We start from the raw sequence: 14,048 nt of genomic DNA, 5'->3' as shown, positions 1-14,048 counted from the left end.
GGCCTCAGTCGCCGGCCGGCTGAACCGGGGGCGCGGGCTCGGCCTCGAGCACGGTCCGGTCGGCGGCGGCATCGACCTGCGCGGCCACCTGCGGCCCCAGGGCCTCGCCGGTCACCACCAGGGTCGCGCCCGGCGCCAGCGCGTCGTACAGCGCCGCGGCGAACGCCGGCGCCAGCTGCAACCGGCCGTCGCGGACTGCAGCGACCAGCGCATCGGCGCCCGCGTCCGGCGCGGCGGCGGTCGCCTCCATCCAGCGCCGCGCCGGGCGGCCCGGCGCCAGCGTGCTGGCGCCGCTGCCGTTGCCGTCCAGCAACACCCAGGCGCGGGTACCGGTAAACGCCGGGCCCTGCCAGCGCACCGGCGCGCGGCCGATTTCCACACCCTGGCGCAGCACCGCGAGGGCGCCGTCGCGCAGGCTCAGGACCACCGTCAGCGGCCCGTCCGGCGCCAGCTCCGGCTGCCAGCGGTAGCCGGCGATGCCGACCGCCGGCGCCGGCCGCGGCTGCCCGGTGCCCGGCGCCACCGGCGCGAACCAGCCCGGATAGGTCACGCTGGGCGCGTGCGAGACGGCGTCGGCGATCACCACGGTCATGCCGCGCGCGGTGGTCGCGAACAGCAACTCGGAGAACTTGTACGGCAGGCGCACGCAGCCGTGCGAGGCGGGATAGCCCGGCAGCTTGCCGGCATGCAGCGCGATCCCGTCCCAGGTCAGCCGCTGCATGAACGGCATCGGCGCGTTGTCGTAGAGGTTGGAGTAGTGCTCACGGCGCTTCTCCAGGATGGTGAACACGCCGGTCGGGGTTTCGTGCCCGGGCATCCCGGTGCTCACCGTCGACACGCCGATGCGCACGCCGTTGCGGTACACGTGGGCGCGCTGCTCCGGCAGGCTGACCACCACCACCACCGGCCCGCTCGGCGCCAGCTGCGGCATCCACACGAATTCGCCCGGCGCCAGCACCGGCTCGGCCGCCACCGCCGGCAACGCCGCGACCAGCAGCAGCACGCGCGCCAGCCAGCGGCGTGCGCGCGCAACGGGGACGAGGCGTGCAAGACCCATGGCGACAGTCTGCGCAGGACGCGGCGCGCGGATCTTGATCCGGGTCAACCGTCGCGGCGCGGCAGGCATGCGGCAGCCGCCGCAACGCTTGCATGCGGCCGCCGTCAGGCCGCGACGGTTCCCGCCGGCCAGCGCGTGCGCTGGCGACGACGGCCGGCACGACGGGCCCGCGTCAGGCCGCCGACTCGGCTTCGGCCGGCGCCGCGGACCGCGCCGGCCCGGGCGGACGCAGCCAACGCCGGCGGATGGCGCGATCGCAGGGGTCGGTGAAATAGCGCGCCAGCAGCGCCCCGAGCGCCCAGCACAGCGCCACCGCCGGCAGATACCACCAGAAGCCGCTGCGCAAATCCGCGCCGGCGGCCCGGAACAGGGCGACCACCGCGAACACCACGAACATGTGGGTCAGATAGATCTCGTAGCTCAACCGCCCCTGCACCCGCAGCCAGCCCAGGCCGCGACGACCGGCGCGCGGCGCCAGCTGCTGGCGCCAGTGCAGCCCGACCAGCAGGACGGCGACGGACAGCGTGAGCAGCAGCATCGTGCCGTTGCCCAGCGCGCGCCACAGCCACGGCCCGCACAGCAGCGCCGCGGCCAGACCGCCGCCGCCCAGCCCGCACAACGCGCCGGCCAGCGCCCGCCGTGGCCGCACCCGGGCTGCCGTCAGCGCGGCGCAGACGCCCGCCGCGATCGCGGCCATGCCCGGCAGATAGGCCTTCTCCTGCCAGATCTCGTTGCTGCCCGCGAGCGCCGCCAGCGCCAGCGGCAGCGACACGGCGCCCAGCAGCAGCGCCGCGAACAGCACCCGCGCATCGCGCAGCAGCAGGCAGGCCAGCGGAAAGCCGAGATAGAACGCCTCCTCGATCGACAGCGACCACAGCACGTCCCAGTTGCCGGGCAGGTAGCCGGTGACGCCCTCGTACCAGTTCAGGTGCAGCCCCAGCGCCGCCAGCAGCGCGCGCCCGAGCGACTGCTGCGCACCCGCGATCACGTAATCGGGTGTCCCAGCCAGGTGCAGCACGGACAGCACCGCCAGCAACGCCAGCAGCAGCGGCAGGATGCGAGCGGCGCGGCGCAGGTAGAAAGCGCGCGCATCGATCCGCGCCAGCGCGCCCCAGCGGCCGAGCGCATGCGTGGCGATCAGGAATCCGGAGATCACGAAGAACACGAACACCGCGCTGTAGCCGTTCCAGCTCAGGGCCGCGAGGAGGCGCCCGGGCACGAAGTCCGCGAGTGCGGTCTGCTTGAGCGGGATCCGCAGCGCGAGGTGATGCAGCACCACCAGCAGGATCGACAGCCCGCGCAGCGCGTCGATGCCGGGGTTGCGGGGGAAGGCGGCGGCGGACGGTGCGGCGTCGGGCATGGCGGGGCGGCGGGTGCGGCCGGCGCGGCGGCGGCCGCGCTCGGGCGTGGAGGAAAGCCAGCGACGGCGGAAGGTCGGCGTGCCCCGCTTCCCGGTCCCCGCGAACGGCGGGGTTCGCGGCGGGAACCGCGCCGGCCGCCGCCGCCGCCGCGGGCGGCTGCGTTCCCGGCCGCGGGGGTCGGGGCGCTAGGTCATTTGCGTGCGGCGAAGATCCGCGACAGCCGGTCCGGGACACCGTCGATCCGCTGCAGGTGCGGATAGCGCAGGCCGCCGCGGTAGTCGAGGACGACCGTGCGATAGCGGTCGAACTCCTTCACCAGCAGGCGGATCGGTGCGTTGCCATTGGCCGCCGCCTTGACCGCGTCCTCCAGCACTTCCGGCGCGTAGGCCTGGTCGTTGACCGCCACCAGCGTGGTGCCGCTGCCCAGGCCGGCATCGAACGCCGGGCTGTCCCAGCGCACGTCGCCGATGGCGCCGTCCTTGTCCAGCGTCAGCCCCAGCGAATACACGAAGTCGGCGCCGCCGCGGGCGTCCTTCATCCGCGCCTTGGCGTAGGCGTTGGGCGTGTCCTCGTACACCAGCTTCCAGCCGCTGGCTTCGAGCCCGCCGGTGAGGCCGACGCGGCCGTCCAGGCGGTCGCGCAGGAACGTGGCCCAGTCGTACGGCAGCACCGCATCGAGGGTCGCGACCACGTCGTCGAAGGTGTAGGTGTCCTGCACCGCCCATTCGCCGTCGTTGACGCCGAAGAAGGCGCGGGCGAAATCGTCCAGCGACTTGCGGTCGTGGCTGCGGTTGCGGATCAGCGCGTCGGCCTCGAGCCAGATCAGCTGCCCGGCCGAGTAGTAGTCCTCGCTCATCTGGTAGTTGCGGTAGGCACGCGGCGCGCGCGAGGCGATGATCGGGTCGTTGGTGGTGTCCTGCACGTTGCGCCAGGCCAGGCCCGGGCGGTTGTCGGCGTAGGTCGCCGCGACCAGCGCCAGCGCGTCGCGCGAAGCCTCCGGCGGGCGCAGGCCGCCGCGCGCGGCGAGCACGTTGCCCCAGTACTGGGTCTGGCCCTCGTACACCCACAGCAGCGAGTCCTGCATCGGCACGTTGTAGTTCGGCGTCCACAGGTCGGCCGGACGCCGGTACTTGCCGTTCCAGGAGTGCACGAACTCGTGCGCCAGCAGGTCGGTGAAGCCGGCCTTCTCGTTCCAGCCGGTGAAATAGTCGGTGCCCACGCCGTTCTCGCTGGAACGCTGGTGCTCCAGGCCGTTGCCGCCCATCTGCGCGGACAGCGAGAACAGGAACTGGTAATGGTCGTAGTGCTGGGCGCCGAACAGCTTCAGCGCCTGCGCCACCATCGCCTGGTGCTGCGCGATCTGCTTCGGCTTGGTCTCCAGGTACTTGGCGGCGTCGGCGATCACGCCCAGCCGCACCGGCACCGCGCTGCCGGCCGGAGTCAGGTCGATCTGCCGGGCGTGGCGGCCGGCGTACACCGGCGAGTCGGCGAGGATGTCCAGCGGCACGTCCTCGTAGTCGACGGTGTCGCCGGTGCGCCCCTCGACCGCCAGCGCGGTGAACGCGGTCCAGCCGGCCGGGTAGGTCACGCGCGGATCGAAGCGGATCTGCGCCGCGTAGTGCCCGGCCGGATACAGCAGCGTGGAGATCCACTGCAGGTTGAGCATCTGCGGGGTCATCACCACGCGGCCCTGCGCGCGGTCGGTCGCGGTGAGGAAGTCGAACTGCGCGGTGATCGTCTGCACGCCTTCGGGCACGGTGAGGTGGAACGCGTGCACGTCGAGCGGGTCGCGGGTCCACGCCAGCTTCTGCCCGTTGGCGACGAAGGTGATGCCGGCGACCTTGTCGATCGCCCCGCGCGGCGAATGCCCGCCGGGGATCCATTCCGGATACAGCAGGGTCAGCGCGCCGGGCTGCACCGGGATGGTCTGGGTCACGCGGAAGATGCGCTGCGCCAGGTTGGTGGCGTCGACCTCGACCTTGATCGTGCCCGGCGCGTACGGGGTGTCCTGCGGCGCCGGCACCGCGGCCTGCAGGGCGCCGGCGAAGGCGAGCGCGAGGACGGACACGGCAAGGCGGCGATACGACATCGGAATTCCCCCGGCGGACGGACAGCGTTCCATCCTAGCGGCCGCGCGCCGCGCCGCCCCTGCCAAAAGGCACGGAGCGCGCGGCGAGGATCGCCAGCCGCGCTGCCGGCGACACCGCCCCCGGACGCCGCCGTGCACGGCGCCAGTGGCGGCGTTCTCAGGGGCGCATCGATCCCGTTTCCACGAACCGCTGGTGCCAGCTCAAGGCCTCCCTGAGCAGGTGCGGGGTGTGCTTGCCGTAGCTCTCGCGGCAGGCGCGGTCGAAGTAGTCCTGCAGCAGCGGCCGGTAGTCCGGATGCGCGCAGCGCTCGATCACCAGCCGCGCCCGCTGCTTGGGCGAGAGTCCGCGCAGGTCGGCCAGGCCCTGCTCGGTGACCAGCACCATCACGTCGTGCTCGGTGTGGTCGACGTGGCTGACCATCGGCACCAGGCTGGAGATCGCGCCGCCCTTGGCGGTGCTCGCCGACATGAACACCGACAGGTAGCCGTTGCGGGCGAAGTCGCCGCTGCCGCCGATGCCGTTCATGATCCGGCTGCCGGCGACGTGGGTGGAGTTGACGTTGCCGTACAGGTCGGCCTCGAGCATGCCGTTCATGGCGATGCAGCCCAGGCGCCGGATCAGTTCCGGATGGTTGGAGATCTCCTGCGGCCGCAGCACGATGCGCTGGCGGTAGAAGTCGACGTTGGCGTTGAACTCGGCGATGCCGTCGGGGCTGAGCGAGAACGAGGTCGCCGAGGCCACCCGCAGCACGCCCTCGCGCAGCAGCCGCAGCATGCCGTCCTGGATCACCTCGGTGAACGCGGTCAGGTCGCGGTAGCCGCCCTCGGCCAGGCCGGCGAGCACCGCGTTGGCGATGTTGCCCACGCCCGACTGCAGCGGCAGCAGGGTGTCGCCGAGGCGGCCGCGGCGGCGCTCGTGGGCGAGGAATTCCAGCAGGTGGCCGGCGATGCGCTGCGAGGTCGCGTCGGGCGCGGCGAACGGCGAGTTGCGGTCGGGCGCGTCGGTCGCGACCACGGCCACGACCTTGGCCGGATCCACCCGCAGGTACGGCTCGCCGATGCGGTCGTCGGCGGCCAGCAGCGGGATCGGCTTGCGCTGCGGCGGCAGCGCGGTGCCGTAGTAGATGTCGTGCATGCCCTCCAGCGCCGCCGGCTGCCAGGCGTTGACCTCCAGGATCACCTGCTCGGCCTGGTCGAGCCAGGTCTTGTTGTTGCCGACCGAGGACGAGGGTACCAGGCGGCCGTCGGCGCGGATGCCGGCGACCTCCACCAGCGCCACCTCGACCGGGCCGAAGAACCCGAACCAGGTGTATTGCGCGACGTGGCTGAGGTGGATGTCGATGTAGTCCAGGGTGCCGGCGTTGATCTGCGCGCGCAGGGTCGGGTCGGACTGGTACGGCAGGCGCAACTCCATGCCGCGGGCGTGGGCCAGCACGCCGTCGAGTTCGGGCGCGGTGGAGGCGCCGGTGAGCACCTGCACCCGGAACGCCTGGCCGGCGGCGTGCGCCTGCTGCATGCGCGCGGCCAGCGCCTGCGGCACCGCCTTGGGATAGCCGGCGCCGGTGAAGCCGCTCATGGCCACGGTGTCGCCGGGCCGGATCAGCGCCGCGGCGTCGGCCGCGGACATCAGCCGCGCACGCAGCCGCGGGTCGAGGATGCGGTCGGACATGGCGGCCTCCGGGATGCGGCGGTGCCACCAGTCTACGGCGCGGCGGCACGCCGTCGGCCACGCCGACGGTTGACGCGCGGCACACGCCGTCGGGGCGATGCTGGCGGTCCGTTGCGCCCCGGAGGATCGCCATGGCCAGGAACCCGCCGCCCGTGATCGCGCGCGAGGCCACCGTCGGGACCGGCTGCGGCTGAGGTGGACGGACCCCGTCGACGCGGCATGCCTGGGCTAGACTCGCGCGATCCGCACGGGAAGGGCCGCATGCGTCGATACGCTTGGATGGTGGTGGCGCTGGCGCTGGCGGCGTGGTGGCTGGGGCCGCCGCGGGCGCCGACAGCCGCTTCCGCGCCGACACTTCCGGTCGCGACCGAAGCGCCCACCGCGCGCACGCCATGGCCGGCCGACCTGCCGCCGGAAGCACTGGCCACGCTGCAGCGGATCCAGCGCGGCGGGCCGTTCCCGCATCGCCAGGACGGCGGCACGTTCGGCAACCGCGAGCGCCTGCTGCCGCCACAGCCGCGCGGCTACTACCGCGAATACACGGTGGCCACGCCGGGAGCGCACGACCGCGGCGCACGCCGCATCGTCGCCGGCGGCGACCCGCCGGTGGAGTTCTTCTACAGCGCCGACCACTACCGCAGCTTCCGCCGCATCGCCGCGCCGGCGCACCGCGACGCCGGAGGCGCGCCATGAGCGACGCCGCGGTCGCGCTGCGCGCGCTGCTGGCCGACGCCAGCCAGTGCGGCGCGTATTACGTCGACGCCCGCGACCGCGAGTCGCTGGCGGCGGCGGCGCGGGGGCTGGAGTTCGCGCTGGCGCCGCTGGATTTCGCCGGCTGCGCGAGCAAGGACGACGTCCTGGCGCGGTTCGCGCGGGCGCTGAAGTTTCCGGAATGGTTCGGCGGCAACTGGGACGCGCTGGCCGACTGCCTGTCCGACCTGTCGTGGTGGCCGGCGCCGGGCTACGTGCTGCTGCTCGAACACGTGGACGCCTGGCGCACGGCGCAGCCGCAGCTGTACGACACCGTGCTGGCGATCCTGGAGGACGCCGCCGCCGCCTGGACGCGGCAGCGCAAGCCGTTCTGGGCGCTGATGCCGCTGCCGGCGGATGCGCTGGCGACGCTGGACGCCGACTGAGCGAGGGCCGGCGCCGCGCCGCCGCGCTCAGATGCGGTCGTCGATCCCGCGTACGCCCGCGGCCTTGGCGCAGTGCGCGCAGCAATAGAACACGCCGGCGTGCTCGCTGCCGTGGCCGACGATGCGGCAGCCGCAGTGCGCGCAGGTCGGCGCCAGCGCCTGGATCGCGCATTCGAACGAGTCGAAGGTGCCGCTATCGTTGAAGGTGGTGACGGTGAACGCCTTGTCGTAGTCGTTGCCGCAAACATCGCATCTGGCCATGGCGCGCGCTCGGCGGGACGGGCGGCCAGTGTCGGCCGCGGCGGTGTCGCGCAGGGGTGAAGGCGCGCGCGGCGCCTGCCGCCACTCCCCTCCGCGTGCTGCGCGCCGCACGCACCCGCGGGCGGCACCGGCCCGATCCACGCCGCACGGCCGCGGCCCGCCCGCGACGAAGCGCTTCCGGGCGCCTATGCCGCGTGCGGCACCGGCGCCGGCACGCGCGCGTAACGCCACGCCAGCAGCACCGCGCCGCCGAGCAGCCCCGCGGCGATCAGGAACGGCGCGCCGGGCAGGTGCAGCGGCGCCTGCGGCCCGATGCACCAGCCGAAACTGCCGGCGAAGATGCCGGGGCCGACGATCCCGGCCAGCGACACCAGGCTCATCAGCGCGCCCTGGATGCGGCCCTGCACCTCGCGCCCGACCTGGCGCGTGATCAGCGCCTGGGTCGCGGGCGCGGCCAGGCCCCAGATCGCGCTGACCGGAATCCCGAGCAGGAACATCCAGCCACGGCCGGCGGCCGCGTAGATCGCGAAGCCGGCCGCGCCGCAGGCCAGGCCCAGCAGCAGCGCGCGGCGCTCGCCCCACGCGCGCACCGCGCGCCCGACCAGCCCGGCCTGCACGATCACGCTGCACACGCCCACCGCCGCCAGCACCCAGCCGACCTCGCGCGGGCCCCAGCCGTAGCGGTAGTCGGCGAACAGCACGAAGATGCTCGGGTACACGTAATGCGCCAGGTTGGCGATGAACACCACCGCCGCCAGCCCGAACACCTGCGGGTAGCGCCGCAGCAGCGCCAGCGCGCCCAGCGGGTTGGCGTGCGACCAGTCGAACCGCTGCGCGCGCTTCTCCGGCGGCAGCGATTCGGGCAGCACGAACAGGCCGTAGCCGAAGTTCAGCAGCGCCAGCCCGGCGGCGCACCAGAACGGCAAGCGCAGGTGCACGTCGCCGAGCCAGCCGCCCAGCAGCGGGCCGACGATGAAGCCCAGTCCGAACGCGGCGCCGATCAAGCCGTAGCTCCTGGCGCGCTGTTCCGGCGCGGTGATGTCGGCGATGTAGGCGTTGGCGGTGGTGAAGCTGGCCGCGGTGATGCCGGAAACGACGCGGCCCAGCAGCAGCCACGGCAGCGTATTGGCCAGCGCCATGAACACGAAGTCCAGGCCCAGCCCGAGGCACGACAGCAGGATCACCGGCCGCCGGCCGTAGCGGTCCGACAGCGCCCCCTGCAGCGGCGCGGAGAAGAACTGGATCGCCGCGAACACGGTGCCGAACACGCCGACCCAGTACGCCGCGTGCGCGGTGTCGCCGCCGACGAAATCCTCGATCAGGTGCGGCAGCACCGGGATGATCACGCCGAACGCCAGCACGTCGATCAGCACGGTGACGAAGATGAAGGCGAGCGCGGCGCGGCGTCGGGCGGGCCCCGCGGGCTGCGGGGGAAGGGATGGGATCGGCTCGCTCACGGGGGGCCTTGCGGGTCGAAGGCCGCGCAGTCTAGCGCCGCGCGCCGGCCCGGCCGCGCGCACGGCGCCCGCGGCGGCTCAGCGGCCGGGGCCGACGTCGATGAACTGCAGGAACTCGGCGCGGGTGCGCGCGTCCTCGCGGAAGCTGCCCAGCATCTTCGAGGTGATCATGCCGACCCCGCGCTTGTGCACGCCGCGGGTGGTCATGCATTCGTGCGCGCCCTCGATCACCACGCCGACGCCGCGCGGATTCAGCACGCGCTGGATGCAGTCGGCGATCTGCGCGGTCATCTTCTCCTGCACCTGGAACCGGCGCGCGTAGGCATCGACCACGCGCGCCAGCTTGCTGATGCCCACCACCTTGCCGTCGGGCAGGTAGCCGATGTGCGCCTTGCCCACGATCGGCGCCATGTGGTGCTCGCAGTGGGATTCGAACTCGATGTCGCGCAGCACGATCAGCTCGTCGTAGCCGGCGACCTCCTCGAAGGTGCGGGCGAGATAGTCGTCCGGATCCAGCGCGTAGCCGCTGAACCAGTCGCGGTAGGCCTCGACCACGCGCTTGGGGGTGTCGAGCAGGCCTTCGCGCGCCGGATCCTCGCCGGCCCAGCGCAGCAGCGTGCGGACCGCGTCCTCGGCCTGCTGCTGGCTGACGTCGGCGCGAAACGGGGGCGGCTCGGCTGTGCTCATCGGCAGGCTCTCGTCGGCACGGCCCGGACAGGGCGGGGTTGGCATCCTACTACTGCGGCCCCGCCGCGGCCGCCCGCGCCTGCCCGCGCGTGGCGTGGATCAGTGCAGCGCGCCGGCGCGCGCCGTGCGCCGCTGCCGCGCTTCTTCCAGCGACTGCCAGGCGTGCGCCACCGCCGGCCGTGCCTGCTGCCAGTGCAGCCGCGAGCCGAACCGCGCCGCCGCTTCCCAGTCGCCCTGCAGCTGCGACTCCACCGCCTCCAGCGGCTGCCCGCGGTGCGCGGCCCAGGTGTCCAGGCCGTAGCGGTAGGCGGGCTTGTAGTCGTGCCAGTCGTGGCCGGCGACGTAGTACGGCATGGTGCGGAAGATCTGCTGGAAATGGCCCAGGTCGCGGCGCGGATCCGCCGCTTCCGAAGCGCGGTTGCCGGCCACCGCCCCCAGCACGCCACCCACCGCCGTACCCACGGCCAGCCCGGCCGCGCCCGCCAGCACCGCACCGAGCGCGGCGCCCACGCTGCCGCCCAGCAGCGCGGCGCTGCCGGCGCCGAGGACGTGGTTCTTCTTGAGCGTGCTCATGGCGGACTCCTGCAGGCAGCGTGACGACGCTACGGACGCCCGCGTGCAGTGCCGGTGAATCCGCGACCGGGCGCGCGAAGGTCGCCATGCCGCACCCGCGTGGCGCCGCGCCGGTGCAACCGTCGCCGTGCACCGCCGGCGCCGCTGTCGGCCATATCCGGGCCGCGCGCCGGGGCGCCGCACCCGCGGCTCAGCGATAGGCGCGATCGGCGTCCCCCGGCAATGCGCGCTGCAGGCGGTGCCAGCCGTCGCGCACCGCGTCGCGGGCCTCGGCCCAGGCCAGGCGCGAACGTGCGCGGGCGTGCGCCCAGTCGCGCTCCAGCTGCGCCTCGACATCCTCGAAGCGCTGCCCGCGGTACTGGCCGTAGGTGTCGTAGCCGTACTGGTAGGCCGGCTGGTAGTCGCTCCAGTCGCGGCCGCTGGAGTAGTACGGCTGGCTGCGGTAGTTGGCCTGGAAGTACTGGCTGTAGTCGTTGGGGCCGATCGCGGCCGCCGCGGCCTCGCCGGCGACCGTGCCGACCACCGTGCCCGGCTCGGCGACCGAGCCGACCACCGCGCCCGTCACCGCGACGGCGTCCGCGCCGACGCCCTCGCCAGTGTCGTGGCCCTGCTTGTTGCTCATGGTGCTGCTCTCCTGGTCTGGTGTCGCCGGCGCGCGCACTGCGCATGCGCCGGCGCTGTCATCGTCGCCACGCACGGGTATCGCGAGAGTGAAATGCGCCCGCGTTCAGCCCTCACGCATGGACAACAACCGTTCCGCGTGCGCGCGCGCCGCGGGACCTCGCGATGCGGCCATCCGCTTCATCGCGCGGCAACGCCGCGCGTGGATGATCGGACGCCCCGCCCGCACGGAGCCCCGCCATGCCCACGTCCGCACGCCATACCGAAATCGAGCGCCTCGAGCGCGCCTTCTGGCAGTCGATGGTGGACCGCGACCCGTCGGTGGCCACCGGCATGATCACCGAGCCCGCGCTGATGGTCAGCGGCCACGGCCCGATGACTTTCGACCGCGCCGGCTACACCCGCATGGCCAACGACGAGCAGCACCGCCTGCTGGACTACACGCTGTCCGACATGGACGTGCTGTTCCCGACCGAGAACGTCGCCATCGCCACCTACCGCGCCCACCAGAAGGTGGCGATGGACGGCCAGCCGCTGGAGTTCGACTCGATCGACTCCTCGACCTGGGTGAAGGTGGGCAACGCGTGGCAGTGCGCCGCGCACACCGAGAGCGAGGCCAAGCCGATGCCGGCGCGGCCGTAAGCGCGCGGCTTACGCCGCCGCCTGCGGCGCGCCGAAGCCCTTGCCGTAGATCCCGGAACGGTCGAAGCAGCACGCGCGGCGCTGGCCCGACGCGAGCTTGTCGATGGCCACCGCCAGGCGCTTGCCGCGCGTCTGCGCCTGCTTGCCCGACGTGATCCAGGCGATCCAGTCGCGCCGCGCCCGCGGCGTGATGTCGGCCCAGGTCGCCCCGGCGGCCGGATCGGCCGCAAGCGCCTGGCGCAGGTCGGCGGGCACCTTGGGTTCGGGTTCCTGCCCGACCGGCGCGATCGTAAGCGTCACGCTGTCGCCGACTGCGGCGCCGGCCGCCTCGCGCAGGGCCCTGGGCACCTTGAGCCAGTGACTGGCCTGGCCATCGGGTTCCAGCGTGGCTTGGAAGGGATGACCGTTGAGGGTGCCTTCGACGCTCGTCATGGAGCGCGTCGGCAGCTTGGTGCTGGCGCTTGCGGGCAGCACGAGGAAGGTCCAGGTCGCGCTTTTGGGACTCGCCGGGCGCGACAGGTTTGCCTTGAAGCGGATCTTGTCGGCGGTCTTGGTCATGGCGACACCTGTTCGACATCCCCCAAAGCTCACAAAAGAGTAGGTGCCGGATCGTCTGCGAGTCGGGCCATATATTCGTCTTTAATAGGCAGCATGGGTTCATAAAGCCGATGATAGGCATTCCCAACGGCGCCACTGAAGAGTCGCAAGATTGGTCTATTTTCTTCTGGACCCGATTTGAGGACGTGAGTCGTTGATATTCCCGGGTAGGGGTCAACGTAGACAATCTCCCTAATGCCCAGCTGAAAAGCTTTTTTGGAGCACAGTTCACAGGGGCTAGCAGTGGTATAGAGAAAGCCCCCCTCAATCCCGCTGTTGCCATACTTTGCTAATTGAAGAAAAGCATTTTCCTCTGCATGCAGTGACCTTGTGTGAACCTGATTCTCCTTGTCTGTAACAGTGTTATATGCATCCTTGAAGCAAAAGGGGCAAGGCAAGCCAAGCGCTGTCTTTAAGGGCCCTGCGTGTTCGAACTTCTTGGACAAATGTCTCCGAAACTCAACATTGGTGGTCTCGTATTCACTGAAAGCCAAAGCATCGTGACTGTTTAGCAGGGTTCCAACATCCCTTAGCAGGCAAGGTACCTGACCTTTAGGTACATCATTCCAACCGACTGCCTTGATCGACGAGTGCGCATCAGAGACTGCTGCTCCAACCTGCCGGGAAATGCATCCGCTATTGAGTTTTGCGACAAATGCGAGCTGCATGCAACGTTCATCGGGAGTCGGAGTAACCAAACCCGGCCGAAGCATTAGAGCAACGTAACGAACAATCTGCCGATACAGAATCAACCGCGTCCTAGCGAACGCGTCCGGCTTACCGGGATTCCTGAAGAATAGGTCAGCTTTTTGGATGCATTCCTGCAAGTTCTGAGAGACAAAATTTCCATAATTGCCGAGCGATTTCTTGGAGTATTCGCGCACGTCTAGAGCGTCAACATCCCGCTTTGGAATACTCAAATTAGCTAACCTGGCTTTGCGGTCTTCGTCATCCGATGTCACCGCGATTGCAAAAAAAGCGGCGAATTGGTCCCGCAGATATACGAGTTCCAGAGGGTTTCTAACCGCATCAATCACTACTCTAGTGCTCTTTGTGCCGTTTGCGCGATCCCACAATCCCGCGGCTTTGACAATTCGCTTAACTCTTGTAATAAGAGCGAAGACTTTTGACGGATTGACGACCGAAGATATCGCCGATCCGCTCAGTCGAATATTGTCTCCCAACGTTTGAAATAGAGGCGCATATTTGTTCCCGAGGGCGGCTCTAATTCTATCTGCAGAGTCCTTAAGGGGTTTTTCATAAAACTGCCAAGCTAAAACCGATCCTGCCCGGTCATGTTTCACAGACAGCTGTTCAAATGCAGGGAAGGTGGGTTCTGCGTGAAGCAGTTGGTATTCGCTTTTGATTGCTGCAATGCTAGCTTCAAGTTTTTGCTTCTTGAAAAAATCTTCAATTTGACCCCATTCTTCAAGGATCAAAAAGCTAAAAATCACAGTGGAAACGGAAATTGCCTTGAACGGTACCCACTGCGCGCGCAGGAAGTTATGACAAATATTAAACTTCCTTAGTTCTGCGCCTGCTAGTCCGTCCGTGGAAACGGGCAGGTCTGAAATTGACCGAGTCATCGCCTCGGCCGTGGTACTGCAGCCGCTCCCGGTGCGGCCGGTCAGGGCCACCACCAAAAAATCAAGCCGCTCTGCATAGACTTCTTCTATGCCTAAAGTAAGGTCGCGTCCCATGCTCGCCCCCCGTGATCCTCGCGCGAATTTATCACGCCCTTGACAAGCGCATACGCGTGTGTGACCGGATCGCCGTGCCGCAGTCACCCTTTCCCAATCACGTCACAATCAAATAGCCCGCGACTGGTGCGGGCTCTTGGGTCACGCGATAACGCCTTGAATTGCTTTAGTCACCGTTAGTGACCTAGCAGAGATCAA

The 14,048-nt window shown here is 70.1% G+C and carries 14 protein-coding genes; 3 read left to right on the top strand and 11 right to left on the bottom strand.

The annotated features are described in order from the left end of the window. Positions 1 to 4 precede the first annotated feature (4 nt). From D0Y53_RS03900 to scpC, 4 genes are all read right to left on the bottom strand, one after another. Positions 5 to 1,057, bottom strand: coding sequence for a L,D-transpeptidase family protein (locus D0Y53_RS03900; RefSeq protein WP_117202059.1), 1,053 nt, complete (start codon positions 1,055 to 1,057; stop codon positions 5 to 7). 172 nt (positions 1,058 to 1,229) lie between these two features. Further along, positions 1,230 to 2,417, bottom strand: a complete 1,188-nt coding sequence (locus tag D0Y53_RS03895) for an acyltransferase family protein (protein ID WP_117201896.1) — start codon at positions 2,415 to 2,417, stop codon at positions 1,230 to 1,232. Positions 2,418 to 2,608: 191 nt separating this feature from the next. Then, positions 2,609 to 4,507, bottom strand: a complete 1,899-nt coding sequence (locus tag D0Y53_RS03890) for a M61 family metallopeptidase (protein ID WP_117201895.1) — start codon at positions 4,505 to 4,507, stop codon at positions 2,609 to 2,611. Between the two features lie 157 nt (positions 4,508 to 4,664). After that, entirely contained in the window at positions 4,665 to 6,176 is a 1,512-nt protein-coding gene (gene scpC, locus D0Y53_RS03885) for a succinyl-CoA:acetate CoA-transferase ScpC (RefSeq protein ID WP_117201894.1), read from the bottom strand. A gap of 261 nt (positions 6,177 to 6,437) precedes the next feature. On the opposite strand from scpC, the gene D0Y53_RS03880 reads away from it, so the two are divergent. Next, a complete protein-coding gene (locus D0Y53_RS03880; RefSeq protein WP_117201893.1) occupies positions 6,438 to 6,869 on the top strand; it encodes a guanyl-specific ribonuclease in 432 nt (143 codons plus the stop codon). Next, positions 6,866 to 7,312 carry a barstar family protein gene (locus D0Y53_RS03875; RefSeq protein WP_117201892.1) on the top strand — a complete coding sequence of 149 codons (447 nt, stop codon included), beginning with the start codon at positions 6,866 to 6,868 and terminating at the stop codon, positions 7,310 to 7,312. Before D0Y53_RS03880 ends, D0Y53_RS03875 begins: the two co-directional genes overlap by 4 nt. 27 nt (positions 7,313 to 7,339) lie before the next feature. Here D0Y53_RS03875 and D0Y53_RS03870 read toward each other — a convergent pair whose 3' ends face one another. From D0Y53_RS03870 to D0Y53_RS03850, 5 genes are all read right to left on the bottom strand, one after another. Beyond that, positions 7,340 to 7,573 (bottom strand): hypothetical protein, encoded by a 234-nt coding sequence (locus D0Y53_RS03870; protein ID WP_117201891.1) that lies wholly within the window; start codon positions 7,571 to 7,573, stop codon positions 7,340 to 7,342. 185 nt (positions 7,574 to 7,758) lie between these two features. Further along, a complete protein-coding gene (locus D0Y53_RS03865) occupies positions 7,759 to 9,030 on the bottom strand; it encodes a TCR/Tet family MFS transporter (RefSeq protein ID WP_233511636.1) in 1,272 nt (423 codons plus the stop codon). Positions 9,031 to 9,108: 78 nt separating this feature from the next. Continuing rightward, entirely contained in the window at positions 9,109 to 9,717 is a 609-nt protein-coding gene (folE, locus tag D0Y53_RS03860) for a GTP cyclohydrolase I FolE (protein ID WP_199491997.1), read from the bottom strand. Between the two features lie 99 nt (positions 9,718 to 9,816). Continuing rightward, a complete protein-coding gene (locus D0Y53_RS03855; RefSeq protein WP_117201889.1) occupies positions 9,817 to 10,290 on the bottom strand; it encodes a hypothetical protein in 474 nt (157 codons plus the stop codon). Between the two features lie 190 nt (positions 10,291 to 10,480). After that, entirely contained in the window at positions 10,481 to 10,912 is a 432-nt protein-coding gene (locus tag D0Y53_RS03850) for a hypothetical protein (RefSeq protein WP_117201888.1), read from the bottom strand. Between the two features lie 239 nt (positions 10,913 to 11,151). Between D0Y53_RS03850 and D0Y53_RS03845 the strand changes: the two genes are divergently transcribed. Continuing rightward, positions 11,152 to 11,553, top strand: coding sequence for a nuclear transport factor 2 family protein (locus D0Y53_RS03845; protein ID WP_117201887.1), 402 nt, complete (start codon positions 11,152 to 11,154; stop codon positions 11,551 to 11,553). A gap of 9 nt (positions 11,554 to 11,562) precedes the next feature. On the opposite strand, the gene D0Y53_RS03840 is transcribed toward D0Y53_RS03845, so the two are convergent. Continuing rightward, positions 11,563 to 12,111 (bottom strand): YdeI/OmpD-associated family protein, encoded by a 549-nt coding sequence (locus D0Y53_RS03840; RefSeq protein WP_117201886.1) that lies wholly within the window; start codon positions 12,109 to 12,111, stop codon positions 11,563 to 11,565. A gap of 29 nt (positions 12,112 to 12,140) precedes the next feature. Beyond that, positions 12,141 to 13,850: a deoxycytidylate deaminase gene (locus D0Y53_RS03835; RefSeq protein ID WP_117202057.1), complete on the bottom strand. Its 1,710-nt coding sequence runs from the start codon at positions 13,848 to 13,850 to the stop codon at positions 12,141 to 12,143. Positions 13,851 to 14,048 lie beyond the last annotated feature (198 nt).

The organism is Cognatiluteimonas weifangensis, from assembly GCF_003416885.1.
GTDB classification, from domain to species: domain Bacteria; phylum Pseudomonadota; class Gammaproteobacteria; order Xanthomonadales; family Xanthomonadaceae; genus Cognatiluteimonas; species Cognatiluteimonas weifangensis.
This window is presented reverse-complemented; position numbering and strand designations above follow the sequence as displayed.

Excerpts from the sequence above, each read along its gene's own strand:
- D0Y53_RS03900 (WP_117202059.1), bottom strand. The coding sequence starts at position 1,057 with ATGGGTCTTGCACGCCTCGTCCCCGTTGCGCGCGCACGCCGCTGGCTG.
- D0Y53_RS03895 (WP_117201896.1), bottom strand. The coding sequence starts at position 2,417 with ATGCCCGACGCCGCACCGTCCGCCGCCGCCTTCCCCCGCAACCCCGGC.
- D0Y53_RS03890 (WP_117201895.1), bottom strand. The coding sequence starts at position 4,507 with ATGTCGTATCGCCGCCTTGCCGTGTCCGTCCTCGCGCTCGCCTTCGCC.
- scpC (WP_117201894.1), bottom strand. The coding sequence starts at position 6,176 with ATGTCCGACCGCATCCTCGACCCGCGGCTGCGTGCGCGGCTGATGTCC.
- D0Y53_RS03880 (WP_117201893.1), top strand. The coding sequence starts at position 6,438 with ATGCGTCGATACGCTTGGATGGTGGTGGCGCTGGCGCTGGCGGCGTGG.
- D0Y53_RS03875 (WP_117201892.1), top strand. The coding sequence starts at position 6,866 with ATGAGCGACGCCGCGGTCGCGCTGCGCGCGCTGCTGGCCGACGCCAGC.
- D0Y53_RS03870 (WP_117201891.1), bottom strand. The coding sequence starts at position 7,573 with ATGGCCAGATGCGATGTTTGCGGCAACGACTACGACAAGGCGTTCACC.
- folE (WP_199491997.1), bottom strand. The coding sequence starts at position 9,717 with ATGAGCACAGCCGAGCCGCCCCCGTTTCGCGCCGACGTCAGCCAGCAG.
- D0Y53_RS03855 (WP_117201889.1), bottom strand. The coding sequence starts at position 10,290 with ATGAGCACGCTCAAGAAGAACCACGTCCTCGGCGCCGGCAGCGCCGCG.
- D0Y53_RS03850 (WP_117201888.1), bottom strand. The coding sequence starts at position 10,912 with ATGAGCAACAAGCAGGGCCACGACACTGGCGAGGGCGTCGGCGCGGAC.
- D0Y53_RS03845 (WP_117201887.1), top strand. The coding sequence starts at position 11,152 with ATGCCCACGTCCGCACGCCATACCGAAATCGAGCGCCTCGAGCGCGCC.
- D0Y53_RS03840 (WP_117201886.1), bottom strand. The coding sequence starts at position 12,111 with ATGACCAAGACCGCCGACAAGATCCGCTTCAAGGCAAACCTGTCGCGC.
- D0Y53_RS03835 (WP_117202057.1), bottom strand. The coding sequence starts at position 13,850 with ATGGGACGCGACCTTACTTTAGGCATAGAAGAAGTCTATGCAGAGCGG.